This is a genomic window from Neorhizobium populisoli (genome assembly GCF_019430945.1).
GTDB lineage: Bacteria > Pseudomonadota > Alphaproteobacteria > Rhizobiales > Rhizobiaceae > Neorhizobium > Neorhizobium populisoli.
Map to the genome: position 1 here is coordinate 166,341 of NZ_JAHYCB010000007.1, position 23,785 is coordinate 190,125.

A 23,785-nucleotide genomic window follows, 5' to 3' on the forward strand; every position below is an offset into this window, starting at 1 on the left:
TTCCGGTCCTTTAGATTAGCCGTTGATCGCCGCGACGATCTTCTTCGCCGCGTCGTCGAGATCGTCGGCAGCCGTGATGGCCAGACCGGACTTGTTCAGGATCTTCTTGCCGAGTTCGACATTGGTGCCTTCGAGGCGAACCACGAGCGGAACCTTGAGGCCGACTTCCTTCACCGCGGCAACGACGCCTTCGGCAATGATGTCGCACTTCATGATGCCACCGAAGATGTTGACGAGGATGCCCTCGACCTTCGGGTCGGCCGTGATGATCTTAAAGGCAGCCGCGACCTTCTCCTTGCCGGCACCACCGCCGACGTCGCAGAAGTTTGCCGGCTCCTTGCCGTACAGCTTGATGATGTCCATCGTCGCCATGGCGAGACCGGCACCATTGACCATGCAGCCGATATTGCCGTCGAGGGCAACATAGGCGAGGTCCCACTTGGAAGCTTCGATTTCCTTGGCGTCTTCTTCGGTCTCGTCGCGCAGCGCCTTGACGTCGTCGTGGCGGAAGAGCGCATTGCCGTCGAAGGAGCACTTGGCGTCGAGAACGCGCAGGTGGTCGTTCTTCATGACGATCAGCGGGTTAATTTCGAGAAGGGCCATGTCCTTCTCGTTGAACGCCTTGTAGAGGATCGGGAAGAGCGACTTTGCATCTTCCGCAGCCGCGCCCGAAAGCTCGAGAGCCTTGGAGATCTTGGCAATGTCGTCGGCCGTTACGCCGGCTTCCGGGTCGATGGCGATCGTGTGGATCTTCTCAGGCGTGTCGTGGGCGACAGCTTCGATATCCATGCCGCCTTCGGTCGAAACGACGAAGGCAACGCGGCCGACCGAACGGTCGACCAGCAGCGAGCAATAGAGTTCGCGAGCAATGTCGGCACCGTCTTCGATATAGAGACGATTGACCTGCTTGCCCGCCTCACCCGTCTGGGCGGTGACCAGCGTGTTGCCGAGCATTTCGGCAGCATGCTTCTTGGCTTCCTCGATCGAGAAGGCTAGGCGAACGCCGCCCTTGGCATCCGGGCCGAGTTCCTTGAACTTGCCCTTGCCGCGACCGCCGGCATGGATCTGGCTCTTGACGACGTAGAGCGGGCCCGGAAGCGACTTGGCAGCAGCTTCGGCTTCGTCCGCCTTCAGGATCGCCACGCCTTCGGCAACCGGCGCGCCGTAGCTCTTCAGAAGAGCCTTGGCCTGATATTCATGAATGTTCATGGGGTTTGGTCCCTGTTTCTATGACTTCGGCGCAGCGCTTACTTCAGAGCCGGGGCGATGTTGATGCAGGCTTCGCAGAGGCCGGCAACAGCGCCGACGGACTTCTGGAAGGCAGCTTCTTCGTCCTTGTTGAATTCGACTTCGATGACGCGCTCGACGCCGCCGGCACCGAGAACGACCGGAACGCCGACATACATGTCGTTGACGCCGTACTGGCCGGAAAGGTGAGCGGCGACCGGCAGGACGCGCTTCTTGTCCTTGAGGAAGGATTCGGCCATTTCGATCGCCGAAGCGGCCGGGGCGTAATAGGCCGAGCCGGTCTTCAGCAGGCCGACGATTTCGGCGCCGCCGTCACGGGTGCGCTGGATGATTTCTTCGAGGCGTTCCTTGGTGACCCAGCCCATCTTGACGAGGTCGGTGAGCGGAATGCCGCCGACGGTCGAGTAACGGGCGAGCGGCACCATCGTGTCGCCATGGCCGCCGAGAACGAAGGCGGTGACGTCCTGGACGGAAACGTTGAATTCTTCAGCGAGGAACAGGCGGAAGCGCGACGAGTCGAGCACGCCGGCCATGCCGACAACCATGTTCTTCGGCAGGCCGGAGAACTTCTGCAAAGCCCAGACCATCGCGTCGAGCGGGTTGGTGATGCAGATCACGAAAGCGTTCGGGGCATATTTCTTGATGCCGGCACCGACCTGTTCCATGACCTTGAGGTTGATGCCGAGCAGGTCGTCGCGGCTCATGCCCGGCTTGCGGGCGACACCGGCGGTGACGATGCAGACATCGGCGCCTTCGATCGCAGCGTAGTCGCTTGCGCCGGAAAGCTTGGCGTTGAAGCCCTCGACCGGGCCGGACTGGGCGATATCGAGGCCCTTACCTTGCGGGATGCCGTCGGCGATGTCGAAGAGGACGATGTCGCCCAGTTCCTTCAGGCTGGCGAGATGTGCCAGCGTGCCACCAATCATGCCAGAACCAATAAGTGCGATCTTCTTGCGCGCCATCGAAAAGCTTCCTTTCGAGATCCGAATGCATGGCGAACTACGGCAAGGCTCGCCAATGTGCCAGTTCGCATACCGCCATCTCGAAAAAATGGCAATCGATTATTTTGAGGTGAGTTTTTTCAATCGGTTAGATGATAAAAAACTTACGTAAACGTAAGAAAATCTGTCACCAAATCGTTAAACTCGGCGCCGCTTTTCGTGATGCAGCGCGAGATAGTCCGGGCTGCGCATCTCGAACAGGCGAGAGACGGTACGGTCGAACTCGAAGCCTTCGGTACCACGTCTTTCCAACAGTATTTCGTCAGGAACCGTGGCGGCTGAGATGTAAAGCCGCACCGAGTGATCGTAAAACGCATCGACAAGGTTGATCAGCCGCTTGGCCTCGTTCCGCTTCTCGGGACCGAGCTGCGGAACATGCTCGACGAAGACCGCATCGAAACGGTCGGCGATCGCCAGGTAATCGGAGGCGCCGAGCGGCTTGCCGCAGATATCGGTGAAATCGAAACGCGCCGCCCTGCCGGCCGCCGCCGGCACATGGATGCTGCGGCCCTTCATGGGGATTTCGGTGGGCTCCGAACGCTTGCCTTCGGTCACTTGATGCCAGGCAGATTCCATCGCCGCATCGGCGCGCCCATCGAGCGGCGTCAGATAGACCGGCAGGCTGGCCAGCTTCTGCATGCGGTAGTCGGTCGGGCTGTCGAGCGTTACCACATCGACATATTTGTTGAGGAGCGCGATGAAGGGCAGGAACAGGCCGCGATTGAGGCCGTCCTTGTAGAGATTGTCCGGCGCGACGTTGGATGTGGCGATCAACACGCAGCCGAGCTCGAACAGCTCCGTGAACAGGCGGGCGAGGATCATCGCATCGGTGATGTCGGTCACCGAGAATTCGTCGAAGCAGAGCACTTCCGCCTCGGCAAACAGGGCGGCAGCGACCGGCGGCACCGGATCGGCCTGCTTGGTCTCGCCGCGCTTCAGTTTCTGGCGATGTTCGTGGATGCGGTTATGCACATCCGCCATGAATTCGTGAAAGTGAAGGCGCCGCTTCTTCTCGTTCGGCACCTTCTTGAAGAACATGTCCATCAGCATGGTCTTGCCGCGCCCGACACTGCCATGCACATAAAGCCCGCGGATCTCCCGCGGCTTGCCGCCGCCCTTGTGGAACAGCCAGCCGAGCGCGCTCTTCTTCTTGGCGGGCTTGGTTTCCTTGAGGCAAGTGAGAACGTGATCGAGCTTGGCAGCCACGCTGAGCTGCGCGGCGTCCGCCGTCAGCGTGCCGGAGGCGGTCAGCGCCTTCAGCTCTTCGCCGACGCTCCTCGTGTATTCTGGAATGGGTTCCAAACCGGACGCCCTCGGGACTTTGCGCCGCTTAGCGGCTGAGGCTGACCGGCTGGCCGGAATTCATCGTGCCATCGTAACGGTTTTCGGCGCTCTTGTAGACGCGACCGATCACGTCGCCGGCGCGGTTCTTGAACTGCACCATCTTGCCCGACACTTCCCACGAACCCATCGCTGTCAGCTCGCCGGCGCAGCCGCGGGTACCACCACGCGAACCGCCGCCGAGATTGGTCAGTGTCAGGAACATGTCGCAGGAAGCGCCGCCGTTCGAGACGCGCCAGTTGCCGACCATGGTTTCCTTCTTGACGTCCTGGGCATTGGCCGGCGGCGGAGCGTTCGGGTTCAGGGCCGCCATGTTCTGGTTGCCCTGCGGTGCCGTCGGGAACTGCGAAGGGTCCGCCGGACCCGGAGGCGGAAGCTGGCCACCCTGCACCTGCGGCACCGGCTGCGCCTGAAGCGGCGCGGGCTGCGGCGGCAGATCGCTGTAGGAGGTACGTTGGCAACCGGCAAGCGCCATTGCAAGGACAACGCCAGTCGCAACATATCTGAACTGCATCACTTCACTCCTGCTCTCAGTCCGCGCCTACAATGCCATCCAATTGAGACGGAATTATCGTAAGGCGATTTGGTTAATCAAGTCGTACTGGAACAATTTGGCAGTCCTTTGAAGATCAAATCGAATTGTTCGGATAGTCGATCTCTGTTTGGAAGAACGCATCGGCCCGCGTCTGTGCCTGCGCATCCGCCGTCGCGTCCCGTGCGAAGCCTGCTCCCAGCTGTTCATAACGATGACGTGCAGCGACAAGCAATTCACGGATCGGTCCAGGCACCGGCCCCTCGCCCATTTCCCGCGTCGCCTTCTTCACCTCGATCAGATCAAGGATGGTCTGGCGCTGCTCAGCCGGAACCGGCGCACTTTCCAGACATTCCAGCATATTCATCGGCGGCAGCTTTGAAAAATTCCGCTCGTTCATCCACGCCAGAGCAACTGCCGGCCTGATCGCGTAAAGCAATTTCTTGAGCTTCACCGAACCGTCTTCGCCCGCCGGAAAGTGCTGGTTAAGCAGGCCGACATAGTGCAAAGCCACCTTGCGCGGCATCATGATCTCGTCCAGCAAGGCACCGAGGCGGGTTCGAAAACCGGCTTCTTCTTCGTAGACGATCGGCGAAGTTACCCACTCCACCAGAACCGCGTTGCCCTTCAGCGCCAGAAGCAGCGCCTTGCGCAGGTCCCATCCGCCCACGTCGATGTCGCCGACGATCGGAAACTCGATCACGTCGCGCGGCGGAAACAGGCTAAGATAATCGGAACGCGGCCGGACATAAATGAAGCGGCAGTCGTAATCGCTGTCCGGTGACGGAAATCCCCAGGCGCGGCTGCCGCTTTCGATCGCAAAGCCGATCCGCACCCCGAACGCCCTCGCTTCATCGAGCTTGGCTCGAATCTCGGCGACAGCGCTGGGATCGAAATCGTGCATCAGTATCCGGAAGGATCGAGCGTCAGAGACGACGCTCGACCATCATCTTCTTGATTTCGGCAATCGCCTTGGCCGGGTTCAGACCCTTCGGGCAGGCCTGGGCGCAGTTCATGATCGTGTGGCATCGATAGAGCCGGAACGGGTCTTCGAGATTGTCGAGACGCTCGCCCTTGGCTTCGTCGCGGCTGTCGATCAGCCAGCGATAGGCCTGCAGCAGGGTGGCCGGGCCGAGATAACGGTCGCCGTTCCACCAGTAGCTCGGACAGGAAGTCGAGCAGCAGGCGCAGAGAATGCACTCATAAAGACCGTCGAGCTTCTGGCGGTCTTCGTGGCTCTGCTTCCATTCCTTGGCCGGCGGCGGCGAAACCGTCTTCAGCCAGGGTTCGATCGAGCGGTGCTGGGCATAGAAGTTGGTGAGGTCCGGCACCAGGTCCTTGACGACCGGCATATGCGGCAGCGGATAGATCTTCACCGTGCCGGTGATATCGTCCATGCCCTTGGTGCAGGCCAGCGTATTGGTGCCGTCGATATTCATGGCACAGGAGCCGCAAATGCCTTCGCGGCAGGAGCGGCGCAACGTCAGCGTCGGGTCGATATTGTTCTTGATGTAGAGAAGTCCATCGAGAACCATCGGGCCGCAATTGTCGAGATCGATGTAATAGGTATCGATGCTCGGGTTCTTGCCGTCATCCGGGTTCCAGCGATAGACGCGGTATTCCCGAACGTTCTTGGCGCCTTCCGGCTTCGGCCAGACCTTGCCTTCGGACATCTTGGAATTCTTGGGGAGGGCGAGTTCAACCATGGTCCAATTCCCTCAAATCAATAGACGCGAGCCTTGGGCTCGATCTTGTACGGATCGATGCCTTCGGCGATCAGGTCGGTGTGAACCGGGCGATAGTCGAGCTTGACGTCGCCCGCTTCCGAGACCCATGCGAGCGTGTGCTTGCGCCAGTTCTCGTCGTCGCGGCCGGCAAACGGACCCGAGGTATAATCCTCGCGAGCGTGCGAACCACGGCTTTCCTTGCGGGCTTCGGCGCCATAGACGGTGGTGATGGCGTTCGCCATCAGATTCTGCAGTTCCAGCGTCTCGACAAGGTCCGAGTTCCAGATCATCGAACGGTCGGTGACCTTCAGATCCTTCATCTCGCCCCAGATTGCCGACAGGCGCTTGCAGCCCGATTCGAGCGATTCCTGGGTGCGGAACACCGCCGCGTCGTCCTGCATGGCGCGCTGCATCTTGTCGCGCAGCACAGCCGTCGGCGTGCCGCCCGTGGCGTGGCGCAGGCCGTCGAAACGGTCCATGATCTTGTCGCAGGCAGCAAGGTTCAGCGCCGGTACCGGACCGGAGCGATCGATGACCTGGCCGGCGCGGATGGCGGCGGCGCGGCCGAAGACCACGAGGTCGATCAGCGAGTTGGAACCGAGACGGTTGGCGCCGTGAACGGAGGCGCAGCCCGCCTCGCCGACGGCCATCAGGCCGGGGATGATGCGTTCCGGATTATTGCTGTCGGCATTCAGCACTTCGCCCCAGTAATTGGTCGGAATGCCACCCATGTTGTAATGGACGGTCGGCAGCACCGGGATCGGCTCGCGGGTCACGTCGACGCCTGCAAAGATCTTGGCGCTCTCGGAAATACCCGGCAGGCGCTCGTGCAGAACGGCCGGATCGAGATGGTCGAGATGCAGGAAGATGTGGTCCTTGTTCTTGCCGACGCCGCGGCCTTCGCGGATTTCTAGCGTCATGCAGCGCGAAACGACGTCGCGCGAGGCAAGGTCCTTGGCGGAAGGCGCATAACGCTCCATGAAGCGTTCGCCTTCGGAATTGACGAGGTAACCGCCTTCGCCGCGCGCGCCTTCGGTGATCAGACAGCCCGAACCGTAGATGCCGGTCGGGTGGAACTGCACGAATTCCATGTCCTGCATCGGCAGGCCGGCACGGATCGCCATGCCGCCGCCGTCGCCGGTGCAGGTATGGGCGGACGTTGCCGAGAAATAGGCGCGGCCGTAACCGCCGGTCGCCAGAACCACCATCTTGGCGGCGAAACGATGGATCGTGCCGTCGTCGAGGTTCCAGGCGACCACGCCGGTGCAGCGGCTGCCGTCATCCGACATGATCAGGTCGAGCGCGAAATATTCGATGAAGAATTCCGCGTTGTTCTTCAGCGACTGGCCATAAAGCGTGTGCAGGATGGCGTGGCCGGTACGGTCTGCTGCGGCGCAGGTGCGCTGCACCGGCGGGCCGGCGCCGAAATTCTGCATGTGGCCGCCGAAGGGGCGCTGGTAGATCTTGCCTTCCTCGTTACGCGAGAACGGCACGCCGTAATGTTCAAGCTCATAGACGGCCTTTGGCGCTTCCATGACCATGTACTGCATGGCATCGACGTCGCCGAGCCAGTCGGAACCCTTAACGGTGTCGTAAAGGTGCCACTGCCAGCTATCCGGCGTCATGTTCTGCAGCGAGGCGGCGATGCCACCCTGTGCAGCAACAGTGTGCGAGCGGGTCGGGAAGACCTTGGTGATGCAGGCGGTCTTGAAACCCTGTTCGGCCATGCCGAGCGTGGCGCGAAGACCCGCACCGCCGGCACCGACGACGATCACGTCGTAGGAATGGTCGACATATTTATAGGCTTTGCCGTTCTGGGCGATAGGTGTGACGGATGCCATGATGGATTATCCTACGAACGCAATCTTCAGAACGGCGAACAGACAGAGCCCACCGATCAGCATTGCAAAGAATGTATTGAGCATCAGCGAAAGGAACTTGAGGCCTTCGCTGTGGACGTAGTCCAGGATGATTTCCTGCATGCCGATGCGCATGTGAACGAGACCGGCGATCACCATCATGCCGAACAGCACGGCGACGATCGGGTTCGACAGCGCGCCGATGACTTCCGCATAGGGAGCGCCGGCATAACGGATCAGGAAAATGATGAAGAAGATCGCCAGCGGTACCATGGCGACGGCCGACATCCGCTGAACCCAGAAATGCTCGGTGCCTACCTTGGCCGAACCGAGACCGCGAACTTTGCCGAGAGGCGTACGCATATCCATCTTGTCGCTCCTCAGACCAGTGCGCCGACCACCCAGATCAGCACGGTCAGACAGACCGATGCGACCGGCATGGCGAGTGCCATCTTGGTGGTGAAGTGTTTGTCGAACCCGTGGCCCATGTCCCACATGAAGTGGCGCAGGCCGCCAAGCATGTGGTGGACGAGTGCCCAGGTATAACCGAACAGAACCAGAAGTCCGATCCAGGTGCCGAACAGCCAGCTGATCCAGCTGAAATAGGTCTCGCCGGACGCGGCGGCCACCAGCCACCAAGCCAGCAGGATCGTGCCCACGGCCAGCGCGCCACCGGTGATGCGGTGAACGATCGACATGACCATGGTGGGGATCGGCTTGTAGATTTGGAGATGCGGCGACAGGGGCCGGTTATTTGTCACATTCGCCATCAGGACCTCGCGGCGTCGTATGCGGTATAAGGGCGGACGCCCCGCAACGCACATGCTGAGAAAATGTGCATTGCATCATTGGCGTGGTTTAATCTCACGAATGTCCGACGACAAGAACAATTCAGAGGGATTCCAAATTTAATCGATTGTGTCTTTCTGAGGGCACCTGAGCGTCGGACTCCGGCGCGACGTTAACCATGATTTACGAAGAATTCGTTGCCGGTGAGACGTTTGGCCGAGTTTCGTGTTAACCTTTCGTTAACCATTGAAGCCGGAGTTCGCCATGATCGCGAATCGCATGAAGCCTGTTTTCGTCGCCGCGGCCGTGTTTGCCGCGCTTTCCACCGTCGCAATCGCGGGTGATCGTCCCGAAAACCGTTGGGGTGATCGCGGCCACGGTTACCACCGGGTGGAAAACAGCCGCTGGGACCGCCAGGGCGACGGCCGCCGCAACCGCCCGGCGGAAATCGACCGCATGGGCGCAATCTATGCCAACTCCGTTTCCCATATCCGCCGGATGGGCGATTTCTACGGCGGTGCGATCGAGGCCTACGGCCTGCGCGGCCTCGGCCGATATTTCTCGCGCGACTACTGGCCGGCAGGTGGCGCCAGACAGGTCATGCTCGCGCCCAAGGCGAAGATCATCGACGTCGACAAGGAAATGGGCGGCAATGCCTTCGCTTCGCAGGCCTGCGCTTTCGAAGCCGGCGTCTGCATCATTCGCGGCGGCAACTGAACCCAAAACAGGCTCGGCGGCGCTGTTGCAGCGCCGCAGATCGCCTCATGACGCGCGGGCGTCGTATTGAAGGCGGTTATCCGCGATCTCTCCCTGATGGGCCGCCGCCCAAAGGGCAAGCTGATGCGAGGTCTCCGCCAGCGAGTGGCCAAGCCGCGTCAGCGTATATTCGACCTGCGGGGGAGTGCTGGGATGTACGACCCGTTCCACCATGCCGTCCCGCTCCAGCGTCTTCAGCGTCCTTGTCAGCATCTGCTGTGAAATACCGCTGACATTACGCTTGAGCCCGTTGAACCGTTGCGGACCCGGCATCAACGACACCACGACCTGGATCGTCCATTTGTCACCGACGCGGCTGAGGATTTCGCTGACGGCCCGACAATCGGCATGTGGCGGCTTGGTGATGGGCTGTTTGGCAGTCACATCCATCTGACCTGCTCCTAAAATATGCTTTTGACGAGGTTTTTTAGGTCACATAAATGGCTGTGGTCAACATTGTAGACTTAGCTGGCAAACAGCGTGTCTACCGCAAGGAGACCACCATGAACCTTTTCTATTATCCCGCCGCCTGCAGCCTGGCTGATCACATCGCCCTTATCGAGGCCGGCCTTCCCTATAAGCTTCTGGTCATCAATCGCGAGAAAAAGACCGAGGACGGCCGCGATTTCAATGCGATCAACCCCAAGAGCTATATCCCGACCCTGGAACTGGACGATGGGACGGTTCTCACCGAAAACCAGATCATCCTCGCCTATATCGCCGAACGCAGCGGTAAGCTTCTGCCTGGTGGCATGGCCCGTTGGCGGGTGCTCGAGGCACTCGCCTTCATGTCGTCGGAGATCCACGGACACTATGTTCCCTTCTTCAGGGATTTCCCGGAGCCGGAAAAAGTCCGCGCCCGCGAAAAGCTTGCAAAGTCTTTCGCCATCCTGTCCGATCAGATGGGCGACAAGGCGTTTCTGGTGAGCGAAGAGATGACGATCGCCGATTGCTACCTGTTCTGGGTCCTGATGGTCGCACCGAAAAGCGGTGTCGAGCTGCCGGAGAATCTGCAGGCTTGCTTTGAGCGGTTGAAGGTGCGGCCGTCTGTTATGCAGGCGCTGTCGGAAGAGGGATTGGGTTGAGCATTTAGTAGGGCTCTGGGATTAGCCGCGTGCCCCGCCATACCCCCTCTGCCCTGCCGGGCACCTCCCCCACAGGTGGGGAGATTGGCTGGGCGCGCCGGTTTCCCCAAACAATGGCCGTTACCAATTATACTGCCATTCGATACCTGCGTACCACCGAGGCCGTGCCTTTGATCGCTGCGCTGTAAGCGACAGCTAAAGACGAAAGGTCGCCCCGCGAGTCAATCTCCCTCCTTGTGGGGGAGATGCCCGGCAGGGCAGAGGGGGGTATGGCGGGACACAGCCGTCAATGTCGTCATCTGCCCGGGGACAAATCACGGCACCTCTCCAACATCTTCAAAGACTTAAGTTGCTGCTTATCCACGCCCCTCGTGTTCACCCCTACAATCCCCCTGCTTCCGTCGCCGGAGTGTTTCGCGAGACGTTCGCGGGCAGGCGGAGGCCGGCGCTTTCATCGGAACCGTAACGTGCGGCAATGGTGGAAGAGGTGAAAGCCATGGAGCGTCTGCCCGAAGGGCGAACACTCCTATCAAGCGTCCCCCTGGCCGCTAGGTCGGGTTCGGTTTGAGCCGTGCAAGCGCAGGAGAGATCCTGCGTGCAGAGAAGGCGAGGCAATCACCTGTAGGGGCCGGAAGCCCCGAGAGAACGCCGAAGGCCACGCGAATGCGGAGCCACCATTACTAAAACTATTTGAGGTTCCGCATTCGTGTGGGCTCTCCGATCTTTGACATCACCACGGCGGGAGACCGCGCGGGGCTCCCGAGCGTTGACCGGAGGCCAGCGATCAATAAAGTCGGCTCCAGCAGTGGGGCATTGATGATAGGACCTTTTCAGCTCCTCTTGAATGTCACACCGCAGGTCGAACACATTCCAGCAAACGTCACCAAGATTTCCGAGTTAAGAGCATCGAGAAATTCAAACGCAATCTCGGCCTCTATTGAATATCTTTCTGCGGAGATTTTCGCCGGGTCCAGAATGATTCGGACTCTGGAATTTTCGACAAAAATCTTTTCTACCACTCCGTAGGCACCCACACCGTCATATTCCGCATAAAGGCCAACAAGCCCAAGCCTGATATCCTGATCGTCAGGCTCTTCCTTTGCGGCCTGAAGGATCATCTCTCGTCTAACGCCCTCATACAGGCCTGCCAATCCAATCGAAATCGCAAAACCATCATCTGCGACGCCGATTTCAGATTTGATATGGGTTCTCATGCAGATACCTGAAGGATTCAGCAAAACCGCCAGACCGTCGTCCGCTTCACCTCGCTGTCCTCCAGCGCCCGCGTCACCGGCACCTCATGGACGGCAAGCCTCTCCAGCCGGTCCTTCGGGCAGTAACTGCGCCCGGGATCGCCGACCAGTACCGACTTCCCCTCGCCCGCCAATCGCGAAAACCACGGTATCAGCACATCTGCGAAATCCCGGTCGTAAAACACATCGCCGGCCAGGATGACATCCGCATCCACCACCCGGCCGACCTGGTCCTCGCCGGTGAACCGGATCTCGACCCCGTTCTCCGCCGCATTCAGTGCCACGGCCGTCTGCGTCCATGGATCGATATCCGCCGCCAGCACATCGGCCGCATCGGCGAGCTTCGCCGCGATCGCCACCAGCCCAGAACCGCTCGCGAAATCGAGCACCCGTTTGCCGGCTACCGTTTCCGGATGATCGAGGATGTAGCGCGCCAATCCCTGGCCGCCGGCCCAGGCGAACGCCCAGAACGGCGGCGGCAGGCCGATCTCTTCCAGATCCTCTTCGGTCTTCAGCCAGAGATCATGCGCCTCCGTCGCCAGATGCAGCACGATTTCCGGCACATGCGGCGGGCGCATGAGATCGGTGTTTTCGAGGATGAAAGCCTGCGGATCGGTCTTCAAGGCAGCGTTAAGCCGGCGATTTCGGCGGATTGTCGAGCCCGCCGAGACGGCAGATCTCGAAATATTCCTCGTCCGTCACCGGCTGCACGGAAAGCCGCATCGAGGTGACGAGCGACATCTTTTCGAACTTTGGGTTCGCCTTGATATCCTTCAGCGTCACCGGCTTCGGCACGTCGGTCACCGCGCGAATATCGACGCAATCCCATTTCGGATCGCCCTTGGCAGTGGAATCCGGATGCGACAATGCGCAGACCTCGACGATGCCGACGATCTCAAGCCCCTCATTCGAGTGGTAGAAGAAGCCTTTGTCGCCGATCTTCATGGCCCGCATGTTGTTGCGCGCCAGATAGTTGCGCACGCCGGTCCATTCGGTACCCTTCTCGCTGGCGGCCTTCTGCTGTTCCCAGGACCAGGCCGACGGTTCGGATTTGTAAAGCCAGTAGGCCATGCCTCACCTCATTCCGGCTTGTTGAAGACCCAGTTCCAGGCCTTCACCTCGACCTTTTCGAACAGGCCGGCGAGGTAATACGGATCGGCTTCGGCAATCGACCGGGCAGCGGCCATGTCGGCGGCTTCGACGACCACGAGGCTGCCATTCGGCTTGCCTTCGTCATCGAGGAACGGGCCGGCAAACTTCAGCGTGCCTTCGGCGTTCAGCTTGTTGAGGTGCTCGACATGCGTCGGGCGGGTGTCCATGCGGACATTCAGGTGTCCAGGCTTGTCGGTGCAGAGGAAGGCAAACAACATCGGTTTTCTCCTGTGAGCGCATCGGACAGGATGCGCGATGAACTAAAAGGTATTTATTCCGTGGTGATCGGCCGGGTCATCAACTGCTCCATGGCCGTCATGATATCGAGTTGCCCGTCGATGATCGCAGCCACCGCGCGAGTGATCGGCAGATCGACGCCGAGCTTCTCGCCAAGCCGCGCCGCGACGGAAGCCGCAAACGCGCCTTCGACCAGCGCGCCGCCGACGGCTTCGGCCCCATCACCCTTGCCGAGCCCGATGCCGAAACGCAGGTTGCGCGACTGGTGGCTGGTGCCGGTCAGGACGAGATCGCCGAGGCCGGAAAGCCCCCGCACCGTATCCGCCCTGCCGCCCATCGCCTCGACCAGCCGCGACATTTCCGCCAGTCCCCGCGAAATCAGCGCCGCCCGGGCGGATTCACCAAGCCCCGCCCCTTCGACGATACCGCAGGCGATCGCCAAAACGTTCTTCAGCGCTCCACCGAGCTGCACGCCGATCCGGTCTGCCGAAGCATAAAGCCGGAAGGTACGTCCCGACAGCGCATTGGCCAGCCGTTCGGCCAGAACCTCGTCGCCGGCCGCGATCGCCATCGCCGTCGGCAGGCCGCGGGCGATATCGGCGGCAAAACCCGGACCGGAGAGAACCGCCACCGTATGATGCGGCAGTTCCGCCTCTAGAACCTCGGTCAGCAATCGCCCGGAAGACCTGTCTATGCCCTTGGCGCAGGTGACGACCACGGCATCCTTAGCCAGATAAGGACCGTAATGCCGCGCCGCATCGTCCTGCGCCTGCGACGGCATGGCAAAGAGCACGAGACTTGCCGCCTCGATCGCATCCGGTTCGGCGGAAAATTCCAGTGCATCCGGCAACGGCACGCCGGGCAATGCGGCATCGTGAATGCGGTCGTCGCGCAGATCGTTCATCAGCGATGGATCGCGGCCGATGAGCGTCACCGGATGCCGGCTCTCGAGCGCCATGACCGCAGCGAGCGCCGTGCCGAAAGCACCGGCGCCGATCACCACGATGCGCTCGGCTGCACTCATGCCTTGGCACCCCGCTTGCCGGAACCGAGCAGGGTTTGCGCATTGCTGTCGAGCGGCCAGCGCGACCGCGGAGCGACATCGAGAGGATCGACCGGCATATGCTCCGCCATCCGCTCGAGCCCCGCCCAAGCAATCATCGCAGCATTGTCGGTGCAGAGCCGCAACGGCGGCGCGATGAAACGGAAGCCGTTTTCGATGCAGAGCGCCTGCAGCGTGCGGCGGATTTCCTGGTTGGCGGCAACCCCACCGGCCACGACCAGCGCCGGATCGATATCCAGATGGCCGAATTCCTGTTTGAAGCGGGCGAGCCCCCGGCCGATCCGGTCCCGCAGCGTCCGCGAAATCGCCTTCTGGAACGAGGCGCAGATATCGGCGATATCCTGTTCGGACAATGGTGCGATCTCGGTCGCCGCCTGCCGCACGGCCGTCTTCAGGCCGGAAAAGGAAAAGTCGAGGCGCGCCTCGCCGACCAGCGGACGGGGCAGCGAAAAGCGGTCCGGATTGCCCTTCTGCGCCGCCTTCTCGACCGCCGGACCGCCGGGATAAGGCAGGCCGAGCAGCTTGGCGGTCTTGTCGAAGGCCTCGCCCAACGCATCGTCGATCGTCGTGCCCCAGCGCTCGTATTCGCCGACGCCGCGCACCAGCACCAACTGGGTATGGCCGCCGGAAACCAGCAGCATCAGATAGGGAAACGAAAGCCCGTCCGTCAGCCGCGCCGTCAGCGCATGGCCTTCGAGATGGTTGATGGCGAAGAGCGGCTTGCCGGCGGCGCGTGCGATCGCCTTGGCCGTCATCAGTCCGACGATCAGCCCGCCGATCAGGCCTGGGCCGGAGGTGGAGGCCACCGCATCGATTTCGTCGAGCGACACATTGGCGCGGGACAGCGCTTCCTCGACCAGCCCATCGAGAGCTTCCACATGGGCACGGGCGGCAATTTCCGGCACGACGCCGCCATATTCGCTGTGCTCGTCGAGCTGCGAAAGCACCACATCGGAAAGGATTTCGCCGCGTCCGTCCTCATGGCGCGCGACAACCGCCGCGGCGGTCTCGTCGCAGCTTGTCTCGATGCCGAGGATGCGAAGAAAAGCCGCCATCCCTTGATCTGGATCCTATCGTTGATTGCGGGCCGGTATAAACCGGTCTACGAAAGCCTCCGGTAACAACGGAACGATTGAGATGCAAACAAAACCTTTCCGGATCGGCACGCGTGGCAGCCCTCTGGCGCTTGCCCAGGCCCATGAAGCACGCGACCGGCTGATGGCGGCGCATGGCCTGCCGCAGGAAATGTTCGAGGTCGTGGCACTGACCACCACCGGCGACCGCATCAACGACCGTTCGCTGGCGGAAATTGGTGGCAAGGGCCTGTTCACCCAGGAACTGGAAGAGGGCCTCGCCTCCGGCGATCTCGATTTCGCCGTGCACTCCTCCAAAGACATGCCGACAAAGCTGCCGGACGGCCTCTACATCTCGGCCTATCTGCCCCGCGAAGATTTTCGCGATGCCTTTGTCGGCCGCACCGCGCCGACCTTGACCGCATTGCCGGATGGCGCAACCGTCGGCTCGTCCTCGTTGCGACGCCAGGCTCTCGTTCGCCGGCTCCGGCCGGATATCAATGTCATCACCTTCCGCGGTCTGGTGGATACCCGTCTGCGCAAATTGAACGAAGGACAGGTGGACGGGACGCTTCTCGCCTATGCCGGCCTGAAACGGCTCGGCAAGGAAAGCGTCGTCACCGAACTGCTCGATCCGGACGATTTTCCGCCGGCACCGGCGCAGGGTGCGATCTGTATCGAAAGCCGCATCGGCGACGACCGCATGAATGCCCTGCTCGACGCGATCAACGACCGGCCGACCTATGACGCCGTCTCCTGCGAACGGGCGTTTCTGGCGGCCCTCGACGGCTCCTGTCGCACGCCGATCGGAGGTTACGCGATCTGCGACGGCGACCATCTGAAATTTTCCGGCATGGTGCTCACCCCCGATGGCACCAAGGACCATTCGATCGCAATCGAAGGCAAGCGGGCCGATATGGAAGCTCTCGGCCGTCAGGCCGGCGAAGCGATCCGTGCTGCTGCCGGAACCGATTTCTTCGAAGGCTGGTCCTGATCCGATGCGGGTCGTCGTCACCCGCCCGGAAATCGCCGGCCGGCGCACCGCCGAAAAGCTGCGGTCGCTTGGCCATGAACCGGTCCTGCTGCCGCTCACCCGTGCCGTCCACCATCCGTCGGCCGCCGAAAGCGCGCTAGGCCGGCCGCATGCGGCGCTTGCCGTCACCAGCGCCGAGGCGATTCGGGTTCTCGCCTCGCTGGGCGGCCGATTGTCGCCTTACCTCGACGACCCTCTCTACGCCGTCGGCGATGCGACCGCAAAAACGGCCACAGAAATCGGCTTTCGCGACGTGCGTGCCGGGCCCGGAACCGGCGCCGATCTTGCAAAGCTCATCGTCGCCGGCGAGCCTGCGGAAACGACACCCCTACTCTATCTTACCGGCAAACCGCGTTCAGGTGGCCTGGAGGAAGGTTTGCGCCTCAGAAACCTGCCTTTCGATCCGGTGGAAATCTACGAGATGGTGCCGATTGCCCATGACGAAGCTGCAGTCCGGCATGCGCTCGTCGAACCGCTGGCCGATGCAGTGCTGCTTTATTCGCGCGAAAACGCCCGGCTGTTCTTCCATCTCGCCAAACCTCATCTGCCGGCCCTGCGATCTCTGCGGGCGCTTTGCCTCAGCGCCAAGGTCGCTGAAATGGTGCCGCAGGAATTTCATAGAAATATCAAGATCGCAGGTCACCCTGGTGAAGAGGGGCTGTTAGCTCTTCTTTAGGCGAGAGGCGCGGCAAATTCCCGCCCGCCCCTTTCCTTCCACCCTCCTGCCGACTAGTTTCCACAGAGCAATGCAAAAAGAGGTCGAGATGGTATCGGAAAAACCACCCCGCCGGTCAAAGGTAGAAAAAGAACCGGTCACGATCGACCTCACCGCGGAGGAAACGAGCCCGGTTGCCGAACCTGTCCGCAGCAACGACATCGACGAGCCCGTGACGCAGGCTGAGAAAGCCGCCGAGGACGCGGTCGTTGCCGAAGAGGGCAAGACCGAAATTTCGGCCGACACTGCTGCGGCAGCGCCTGTGATCGATGATCAACTCCCCGCCGAACCGACGGTCGAAGACGCCAAGGCAGATGCCGCCATTCCGCCCACCGGCGAAACGGTCTCGGAGCCAGCTGCATCATTCGCCACTGATGCGGCTACGGAAGAAACGCGGGCCGACGAGCCCCGATCCGGCTTCATCACGGACGAACCGCCGAAATCCGCGACCGTCGCACCTGAGCCGGAACCGTCACCCTCCGTGAAGCCGCGCACCAGCCCTGCCACGACGACGCTGGTGGCCGCCGGCATTTTCGGCGGCATCGTCGCGCTACTCCTGGCCGGCAGCATGCAATATGCCGGCTACCTGCCGGGCGCGACACCGGCGCCGGCCGCCAATACGTCAGGGCTTTCGTCCGAACTTACGGAGCTTCGCCAGGAAATCGCGACCCTGAAGAACCGGCCTGCAGCGGCTGCCGACGGCGCCCTTGCAAACCGGGTCGCGGCGCTGGAAGCGGTTCCCAAGGCTCAGGGCGGCGCCAGCGAGCAGGCGGTTGCGGCACTCAAGACCGAACTTGACCGGCTGCGCGCCACCGTTCAGTCCTCGGCCAACGCCGATGCCAGCCTGACGCAGCGCATGAACCAGGCCGAGGCCAAATTGAACGACCGCGGCCCTGAACAGCAGGTGGCCCGCGCCGTTGCAGCCGCTGCCCTGAAGGCGGCGATCGATCGCGGCGGTTCGTTCGAAACCGAGCTGCAGACCTTCACCACCGTTGCGGGCGACGATCCGGCCGTTGCCGACCTGCAGAAATTTGCGGCCAACGGCGTGCCGTCACGCAGCGAGTTGCAGCGCGATTTTCCGCGTGTTGCCGATGCCATGCTGGAGGCGACCGTGCAGCCCGACCCGAACCAGGGCATTGGTGGGCGGCTGCTCGCCTCCGCCATGTCGGTCGTCAAGGTGCGGCGTGTCGGCGACGTGCAGGGCGACACACCGGAAGCGATCGTTGCCCGGCTGGAAGAAGGCCTGCGGAACGGCAATCTTCAGGCTTCGACGCGTGAATGGGACAGTCTGCCGGAACCGGCCAAGGCTGTCTCGCGCGAATTCAAGCAAAAGCTCGATGCCCGTATCCAGGTGGAAAATCTCGTGGGCGGCACGCTGACGCGCGCCGTCGCCGGCACCAAAGGCTGAGGACGGAAAATCCGGATGATCAGACTCTTCATTTTCCTTCTCGTCGTTCTCGGCCTCGGCTGGGGTTTTTCCTGGCTCGCCGACCGCCCCGGCCTGATCTCCATCACCTGGCAGGACCAGTTGATCGAAACCAGCCTCATGGTCGCGGCCACCGCCGTCGTCGCGCTGATCGCTGCAGCCATGATCCTCTGGTGGATCGTCGGCGTGATCTGGACCTCGCCCTATTCCGTCCGCCGCTATTTTCGCGCCCGCAAGCGTGATCGCGGGTATCAGGCGCTGTCGACCGGCCTGATCGCCGCCGGTGCCGGCAATGCGCTTCTCGCCCGCAAGATGAGCCTGCGCACCCGCGGCCTGCTGAGCGCCGATCAGGAGCCGCTGATCCATCTGCTGGATGCCCAGGCTTTGCTGATCGAAGGCAAAAATGACGAAGCGCGCAAGAAATTCGAGGAAATGGCCGAGGACCCGGAGACGCGTGAACTCGGTCTGCGCGGCCTCTACATGGAAGCCCGTCGCCTCGGCGCCAACGAAGCGGCCCGTCAATATGCCGAAAAGGCCGTCGAACACGCGCCCTTCCTGCCCTGGGCAGCACAGGCGACGCTTGAGTCCCGTAGCCAGTCCGGCCGCTGGGAAGACGCGATCCGCCTGCTCGACCAGCAGCGCGCCGGCAATATCATCGCCAAGCCCGAAGCCGACCGGATGAAGGCCGTGCTGTTGACCGCCAAGGCCAACGACCGGCTGGAGGGCGATCCCAAGGGCGCCCGCGACGATGCGATGGCCGCCCTCAAGCTCGCCAAGGACCTGGTCCCTGCCGCCGTCATTGCCGCCAAGGCCTGGCTGCGCGAGGAAAATGTCCGCAAGGCCGCCTCGGTTCTGGACGGCGTCTGGAAGATAAATCCGCATCCGGAAATCGCCCGCGCCTATGTCGTCGCCCGCAGCGGCGACAGCACGCTGGATCGGCTGAAGCGGGCCGAAAAGCTCGAAGCGATGCGGCCGAACAATGTCGAGTCGCTAATCGCCGTGGCGGCGGCAGCGCTTGACGCCCTGGATTTCAAGAAGGCCCGCGCCAAGGCGGAAGCCGCCGCTCGCATGGAAGCCCGCGAATCCGTCTATCTGCTGCTTACCGATATCGAAGAGGCAGAAACCGGCGACCAGGGCCGTGTTCGCCACTGGATGGCGCAGGCATTGCGTGCCCCGCGTGATCCGTCCTGGGTCGCCGACGGTTTCGTTTCCGAACGCTGGCTGCCGCTTTCGCCGGTCACCGGCCGCCTCGACGCCTTCGAATGGAAAGTGCCGTTCGGCCAGCTGGAAGGTCCGGTCGAAGAAGGTTCGGTCGTAGCCGACCAGGCGATTGCCAGCCTGCCGCCGGTCGCCATTCAAAAGCCGATCCACAAACCTGCGCCGCCGGCCGAGCCCAAACCCGTGGTCGAACCTGCCATCGTGCTCAAGGCGGAAGCGCCTGCCAAGTCGATCGTCGTGCCGCCCAAACCGGCAATCGAGGAGCAGAAGCCGGTCAGGAAGCCGGAAGCTGTTGCAGCAAAAGCACCGGCCCCGGCGAATGTGCAGCCCAAGACCGGAAAACAGCCTGAAAACGAAGAGGAACCGGTTCCCTTTTTCGGCCGTCCACCGGATGATCCGGGCGTGAAAGATCAAAACGCCGCAGGGTCTCCGACGAGGCTCAGGCTGTTCTAGAAAGGCGAGGGCCTGGGGAATAGATGCTCGACCGAATTCAGGCCTTCCTCCATACGCTGACTGCACCGCATCATACCGAAGATTTCGCGCCCGACGATCCACGGGTTGCCTTCGTCGCCCTGTGTTTCCAGGTCATGGAAGCGGACGGCAATGTCTCGGAAAAGGAACAGCAGAGATTTCGCGAATTGCTGCGCGAGCGTTACGACCTGACCGAGGACCGGCTGAAAGCGCTGATCGAAGTCGGGCGCGAGGCGGGCAGCGAGGCGGTCGATTATTACCGCTTCACCACCGATCTCAGGCGGCACCTCCTCAACGAGGATGACCGCGTCGAGCTCCTCGGCATTCTCTGGGATATCGTTTATGCGGATGGCCAGCGCAGCGAGATCGAGGATCACGTGATCTGGCGCATCGCCGACCTGCTCGGCGTCTCGGCCCGCGACCGGGTTCTGCAACGCCAGCAGGCTGCAGCCCGTTCCACCGTGGCCGACGATCAGGCAGGCAGCGACTGACCGCTTCGACTACCGCTCCGGCGCTTCGAGGCTGTCGATCTGCCGCAGTTTCGGGAAACCCAGCGACCAAATGATTGCCACCGCCAGCGTACCGATGCCGCCGATGACGACCGCCGGCACCGCGCCGAAGGCATGCGCCATCGTGCCGGCGCGGAATTCGCCAAGCTCGTTCGAAGCACCGACAAACACCATGTTGACGGCATTGACCCGGCCGCGCACCTCGTCCGGGGTCCAGAGCGCGATCAGCGTTTCGCGCACATAGACCGAAATCATATCGGACGCGCCCATCAGCATCAGTGCCGCGATCGAAACCCAGGGCGTCATGGAGATGCCGAAAATTAGCGTGCCGACGCCAAACAGCGCGACGCCAATGAACATCGCCACGCCCGCATGGTGGCGGATCGGGTAGAAGGCGAGCCAGACGGCGACGACGATCGCGCCGACGCCGGGTGCCGCACGCAACATGCCGAGACCCCAGGGGCCGAGGTCGAGAATATCGCGGGCAAAGATCGGCATCAACGCCACGGCACCGCCGAGCAGAACCGCGAAGAGATCGAGCGAGATCGCTCCAAGCACGATTTTCTCGCCGAAGATGAAGCGGAAGCCGGCCAGGATCTGCTCCATATCCACCTTGTTTGCCGCATTTTTCTGTGGCGGCTTCGGGATCATGAAAACCAGGATCGCAGCGATGATCAGGAAAATCAGTGCGACCGAATAGGCCGCAATGGCGCTGACGCCGTAAAGTAGGCCGCCGAACACCGGCCCAAGGATCGCCGCCGTCTGCCAGGACGACGAGTTCCAGGCGACCGCGTTCGGCAAATCCTGTTCCGGCACGAGGTTCGGCCCGAGCGACTGCACCGCCGGGCCCATGAAGGCCCGTTCGATGCCGAACACGACCAGGATCGCAAAGACCAGCCAGGGCGTGAAGGAATGGGTGATGGTGATCACCAGAAGTGCCGCGGAGCAGAGCGCCCCGACCACCATGCAGACCGAGACGATCGCCCGCCGGTTATACCGGTCCGCCACCGAGCCGGTGACGAGGATCAGAAGCAGCGACGGCAGGAACTGGAAAAGCCCGATCAGGCCGAGATAGAGCGGATTGCGCGTCTCGTCATACATCTGCCAGCCGACCGACACGCTGACGATCTGGATGCAGAAGGCGGAAAAGAACCGCGAAAAGAAGAAAAGAGAATAGGAACGATGCCGGAAGGCGGCAAAACGATCGCCGGAGGCAGACAAGGACATGGGACAATGACTTTCAGCAAAGCCGGGACCGGCGATATGCCCCACCCCCGTTAAACATGATTCGGATGAGGCACGGGCGGGGCACTTGCTCGTTAGTTCGCCAATGTCTACATGTCTGTCAACAGCGAAATGGAGACGTTGATGTACGCACTGTTTCAGACCATCGATTTGGCCTTGAACCTTTATACTTGGGTGCTGATCGGCAGCGCCATCTTTTCGTGGCTCTACGCCTTCAACGTCATCAATTCGAGCAACCAGTTCGTCGATGCGATCGGCCGTTTCCTTTTCAACGTGACCGAACCGGCGCTGCGGCCGATCCGCCGCGTCATGCCGAACCTCGGTGGCATCGATATCTCGCCGATCATCCTGCTGCTGATCATCTTCTTCATCCGCTCGCTGATGTGGACGTCGATCTACCCGCTGGTCGCTTGAGGCCGCCCTATACAAGGCATTCCGATCATATGCGGCTCGCAATCCGGCTCACGCCGAATGCGGGCCGCAATGCTGTCGAAGGCTTGGAAACGGCAGCAGACGGCGAAACCTTCCTGAAGGCCCGCGTCACCGCCGTGCCCGAAAACGGCAAGGCCAACAAGACGCTGATCGCGCTGCTTGCCGATGTCCTGCACCTACCGAAATCATCGATGTCCTTCATTAGCGGCGAAACGGCGCGCAAAAAAATCCTCCGGATCGAGGGCGATCCGGAGGATATCGAAAAGGCATTGGCCAAGCTGACGGAGAGCTAGAAGCTTTCTGAAATCAGCCCTGGGCCTTGTAGCGCTCGATGGCTTCGACGATCAGCCGCTTGGCGACGTCAACATCCTGCCAGCCTTCGATCTTCACCCACTTGCCGGGCTCAAGATCCTTGTAGTGCTCGAAGAAATGCTCGATCTGCTTGAGCGTGATCTCCGGCATGTCGGTATAGTTCTTGATCTTGTCGTAGCGCTGGGTCAGCTTCGGAACCGGCACGGCGATGATCTTCTCGTCCTTGCCGCCGTCGTCTTCCATCACCATCACGCCGATCGGGCGAACATTGATGACGCAGCCCGGAACCAGCGGACGGGTGTTGCAGATGAGGACGTCGATCGGGTCGCCGTCTTCCGACAGCGTGTGCGGCACGAAGCCGTAATTGCCCGGATAGGTCATCGGCGTATAGAGGAAGCGGTCGACGACCAGCGCGCCGGCCTCTTTGTCCATCTCGTACTTGATCGGCTGACCGCCGACCGGGACTTCGACGATGACGTTCACGTCATCAGGCGGGTTCTTGCCAACGGCAATCGCATCGATACGCATTCTATTCCTCGACAGGTTCGACAAAGTCTGGGGCGTCGATAGCGGGAATCATGATGCAAGGCAACAAGCCTTTGAAGGGAAGGTTAAACCCCCGCAGGACTTTCCAGGTTGGAACCGGCGAAAATGCTTTTGCAGTACAAAACCGGGATCAGGGCCAGACGAAGCCGAGCTTCTTGAGCTGCGTGCCGCCGAAATCCTCCATGCCCTCGACCATGTCGGAGCCGCCATGCCGGCGGAAGAAACGCGCCGCATGTTCGCTCTCTTCCAGGCACCAGACGACGAGGCCTTCGCAGCCGAGAGACTTCAAAAGCCGGCGGCTTTCGCCGAACAGACGGCGGCCGAGGCCGATGCCCTGATATTCCGGGCGCAGATAGATTTCATAGATTTCGCCGTCATAAGGCAGCGCCCGGGCACGGTTGAGGCCGATCGTCGCGTAACCGGCGACCTGGCCCGCAACGTCGAGCACGAGAAGCGTTGCCGGCCCGCGCGTCGCCTTGCGCCACCACGTTTCGCCGCGGCGTTCGAGCATCTGGGTCAGCGGCTTGTGGGGGATGAGACCGGCATAGGCCTGGTTCCATGCCTCACGATGCGCCTCCGAGATGGCTCGGGCGTCCTGCGGTTCGGCCCGCCGTACATCGATCGACAACGTCTTCATAACGCTACTTATGGTCCTGCTGCAGCGCAACCGCCACGCCCATTTCCAAAGCGTTAACGATTGCCCACAGACTTCTCATGTGGACGACGCGATGACGTTAACGTGTTTTTAACCTCTGTCACAAG

General features: G+C 61.6%; 28 protein-coding genes. 9 read left to right on the forward strand and 19 right to left on the reverse strand.

All coding sequences use genetic code 11. The features are described from left to right. Positions 1-15 precede the first annotated feature (15 nt). The 9 genes from sucC to sdhC form a co-directional block, all read right to left on the reverse strand. Positions 16-1,209 (reverse strand): ADP-forming succinate--CoA ligase subunit beta, encoded by a 1,194-nt coding sequence (sucC, locus tag KX729_RS20875; RefSeq protein WP_219744420.1) that lies wholly within the window; start codon positions 1,207-1,209, stop codon positions 16-18. Between the two features lie 38 nt (positions 1,210-1,247). Beyond that, positions 1,248-2,210, reverse strand: coding sequence for a malate dehydrogenase (gene mdh, locus KX729_RS20880; RefSeq protein ID WP_219744421.1), 963 nt, complete (start codon positions 2,208-2,210; stop codon positions 1,248-1,250). A gap of 177 nt (positions 2,211-2,387) precedes the next feature. Beyond that, positions 2,388-3,551 carry a cell division protein ZapE gene (gene zapE, locus KX729_RS20885; protein WP_219744422.1) on the reverse strand — a complete coding sequence of 388 codons (1,164 nt, stop codon included), beginning with the start codon at positions 3,549-3,551 and terminating at the stop codon, positions 2,388-2,390. 28 nt (positions 3,552-3,579) lie between these two features. Beyond that, complete coding sequence (locus KX729_RS20890; RefSeq protein ID WP_219744423.1) at positions 3,580-4,104, reverse strand: protease inhibitor Inh/omp19 family protein; 525 nt, start codon at positions 4,102-4,104, stop codon at positions 3,580-3,582. A 115-nt stretch (positions 4,105-4,219) separates the two neighbouring features. Beyond that, entirely contained in the window at positions 4,220-5,026 is an 807-nt protein-coding gene (locus tag KX729_RS20895; protein ID WP_219744424.1) for a nucleotidyltransferase domain-containing protein, read from the reverse strand. Between the two features lie 22 nt (positions 5,027-5,048). Next, the gene (locus KX729_RS20900) at positions 5,049-5,828 is read right to left on the reverse strand and encodes a succinate dehydrogenase iron-sulfur subunit (RefSeq protein ID WP_219744425.1); all 780 of its coding nucleotides are present in this window, start codon (positions 5,826-5,828) and stop codon (positions 5,049-5,051) included. A 17-nt stretch (positions 5,829-5,845) separates the two neighbouring features. Continuing rightward, positions 5,846-7,690, reverse strand: a complete 1,845-nt coding sequence (gene sdhA, locus KX729_RS20905; protein WP_219744426.1) for a succinate dehydrogenase flavoprotein subunit — start codon at positions 7,688-7,690, stop codon at positions 5,846-5,848. Positions 7,691-7,696: 6 nt separating this feature from the next. Next, positions 7,697-8,077: a succinate dehydrogenase, hydrophobic membrane anchor protein gene (sdhD, locus tag KX729_RS20910; RefSeq protein ID WP_219744427.1), complete on the reverse strand. Its 381-nt coding sequence runs from the start codon at positions 8,075-8,077 to the stop codon at positions 7,697-7,699. Between the two features lie 11 nt (positions 8,078-8,088). Continuing rightward, positions 8,089-8,478 carry a succinate dehydrogenase, cytochrome b556 subunit gene (gene sdhC / locus KX729_RS20915; RefSeq protein WP_219744428.1) on the reverse strand — a complete coding sequence of 130 codons (390 nt, stop codon included), beginning with the start codon at positions 8,476-8,478 and terminating at the stop codon, positions 8,089-8,091. 283 nt (positions 8,479-8,761) lie between these two features. Here sdhC and KX729_RS20920 point away from each other — a divergent pair, with 283 nt between their 5' ends. After that, a complete protein-coding gene (locus KX729_RS20920) occupies positions 8,762-9,214 on the forward strand; it encodes a hypothetical protein (protein ID WP_219744429.1) in 453 nt (150 codons plus the stop codon). Between the two features lie 45 nt (positions 9,215-9,259). Here the strand turns inward: KX729_RS20920 and KX729_RS20925 are convergent, their stop codons facing one another. Continuing rightward, positions 9,260-9,643: a winged helix-turn-helix transcriptional regulator gene (locus KX729_RS20925; protein ID WP_219744430.1), complete on the reverse strand. Its 384-nt coding sequence runs from the start codon at positions 9,641-9,643 to the stop codon at positions 9,260-9,262. A gap of 113 nt (positions 9,644-9,756) precedes the next feature. Between KX729_RS20925 and KX729_RS20930 the strand changes: the two genes are divergently transcribed. Further along, a complete protein-coding gene (locus tag KX729_RS20930; RefSeq protein WP_219744431.1) occupies positions 9,757-10,338 on the forward strand; it encodes a glutathione binding-like protein in 582 nt (193 codons plus the stop codon). Positions 10,339-11,168: 830 nt separating this feature from the next. Here KX729_RS20930 and KX729_RS20935 read toward each other — a convergent pair. The 6 genes from KX729_RS20935 to tsaD are packed head-to-tail and all read right to left on the reverse strand — an operon-like array spanning position 11,169 to position 15,098. Further along, positions 11,169-11,552, reverse strand: coding sequence for an Imm10 family immunity protein (locus KX729_RS20935; RefSeq protein ID WP_219744432.1), 384 nt, complete (start codon positions 11,550-11,552; stop codon positions 11,169-11,171). A gap of 17 nt (positions 11,553-11,569) precedes the next feature. Further along, positions 11,570-12,214: a class I SAM-dependent methyltransferase gene (locus KX729_RS20940; RefSeq protein WP_219744433.1), complete on the reverse strand. Its 645-nt coding sequence runs from the start codon at positions 12,212-12,214 to the stop codon at positions 11,570-11,572. Positions 12,215-12,221: 7 nt separating this feature from the next. Next, complete coding sequence (locus tag KX729_RS20945) at positions 12,222-12,662, reverse strand: EVE domain-containing protein (protein WP_219744434.1); 441 nt, start codon at positions 12,660-12,662, stop codon at positions 12,222-12,224. A gap of 8 nt (positions 12,663-12,670) precedes the next feature. Continuing rightward, complete coding sequence (locus KX729_RS20950; protein ID WP_219744435.1) at positions 12,671-12,961, reverse strand: YciI-like protein; 291 nt, start codon at positions 12,959-12,961, stop codon at positions 12,671-12,673. Positions 12,962-13,014: 53 nt separating this feature from the next. Then, entirely contained in the window at positions 13,015-14,004 is a 990-nt protein-coding gene (locus tag KX729_RS20955) for an NAD(P)H-dependent glycerol-3-phosphate dehydrogenase (protein ID WP_219744436.1), read from the reverse strand. Next, positions 14,001-15,098, reverse strand: coding sequence for a tRNA (adenosine(37)-N6)-threonylcarbamoyltransferase complex transferase subunit TsaD (gene tsaD / locus KX729_RS20960; RefSeq protein ID WP_219744437.1), 1,098 nt, complete (start codon positions 15,096-15,098; stop codon positions 14,001-14,003). The genes KX729_RS20955 and tsaD overlap by 4 nt, the downstream gene beginning before the upstream one ends. Before the next feature lie 82 nt (positions 15,099-15,180). Between tsaD and hemC the strand changes: the two genes are divergently transcribed. The 5 genes from hemC (at position 15,181) to KX729_RS20985 (ending at position 20,470) form a co-directional block, all read left to right on the forward strand. Further along, a complete protein-coding gene (hemC, locus tag KX729_RS20965; RefSeq protein ID WP_219744438.1) occupies positions 15,181-16,110 on the forward strand; it encodes a hydroxymethylbilane synthase in 930 nt (309 codons plus the stop codon). Continuing rightward, positions 16,070-16,825 carry a uroporphyrinogen-III synthase gene (locus KX729_RS20970; protein WP_219744439.1) on the forward strand — a complete coding sequence of 252 codons (756 nt, stop codon included), beginning with the start codon at positions 16,070-16,072 and terminating at the stop codon, positions 16,823-16,825. The genes hemC and KX729_RS20970 overlap by 41 nt, the downstream gene beginning before the upstream one ends. Before the next feature lie 88 nt (positions 16,826-16,913). Next, positions 16,914-18,272, forward strand: coding sequence for a COG4223 family protein (locus KX729_RS20975; protein WP_219744440.1), 1,359 nt, complete (start codon positions 16,914-16,916; stop codon positions 18,270-18,272). A 15-nt stretch (positions 18,273-18,287) separates the two neighbouring features. Further along, positions 18,288-19,961, forward strand: a complete 1,674-nt coding sequence (locus KX729_RS20980; protein WP_219744441.1) for a heme biosynthesis protein HemY — start codon at positions 18,288-18,290, stop codon at positions 19,959-19,961. A 23-nt stretch (positions 19,962-19,984) separates the two neighbouring features. Further along, positions 19,985-20,470 carry a tellurite resistance TerB family protein gene (locus KX729_RS20985; RefSeq protein WP_219744442.1) on the forward strand — a complete coding sequence of 162 codons (486 nt, stop codon included), beginning with the start codon at positions 19,985-19,987 and terminating at the stop codon, positions 20,468-20,470. 9 nt (positions 20,471-20,479) lie between these two features. On the opposite strand, the gene KX729_RS20990 is transcribed toward KX729_RS20985, so the two are convergent. Further along, complete coding sequence (locus tag KX729_RS20990) at positions 20,480-21,715, reverse strand: MFS transporter (RefSeq protein WP_219744443.1); 1,236 nt, start codon at positions 21,713-21,715, stop codon at positions 20,480-20,482. A gap of 141 nt (positions 21,716-21,856) precedes the next feature. On the opposite strand from KX729_RS20990, the gene KX729_RS20995 reads away from it, so the two are divergent. Together KX729_RS20995 and KX729_RS21000 are read left to right on the forward strand one after the other, a co-directional pair. Beyond that, entirely contained in the window at positions 21,857-22,147 is a 291-nt protein-coding gene (locus KX729_RS20995; protein ID WP_246617732.1) for a YggT family protein, read from the forward strand. Next, the gene (locus KX729_RS21000; protein WP_219744445.1) at positions 22,144-22,458 is read left to right on the forward strand and encodes a DUF167 domain-containing protein; all 315 of its coding nucleotides are present in this window, start codon (positions 22,144-22,146) and stop codon (positions 22,456-22,458) included. The genes KX729_RS20995 and KX729_RS21000 overlap by 4 nt, the downstream gene beginning before the upstream one ends. A 13-nt stretch (positions 22,459-22,471) precedes the next feature. On the opposite strand, the gene ppa is transcribed toward KX729_RS21000, so the two are convergent. Beyond that, complete coding sequence (gene ppa / locus KX729_RS21005; RefSeq protein ID WP_219744446.1) at positions 22,472-23,005, reverse strand: inorganic diphosphatase; 534 nt, start codon at positions 23,003-23,005, stop codon at positions 22,472-22,474. Between the two features lie 148 nt (positions 23,006-23,153). Then, a complete protein-coding gene (locus KX729_RS21010) occupies positions 23,154-23,660 on the reverse strand; it encodes a GNAT family N-acetyltransferase (protein WP_219744447.1) in 507 nt (168 codons plus the stop codon). Between the last annotated feature and the right edge of the window lie 125 nt (positions 23,661-23,785).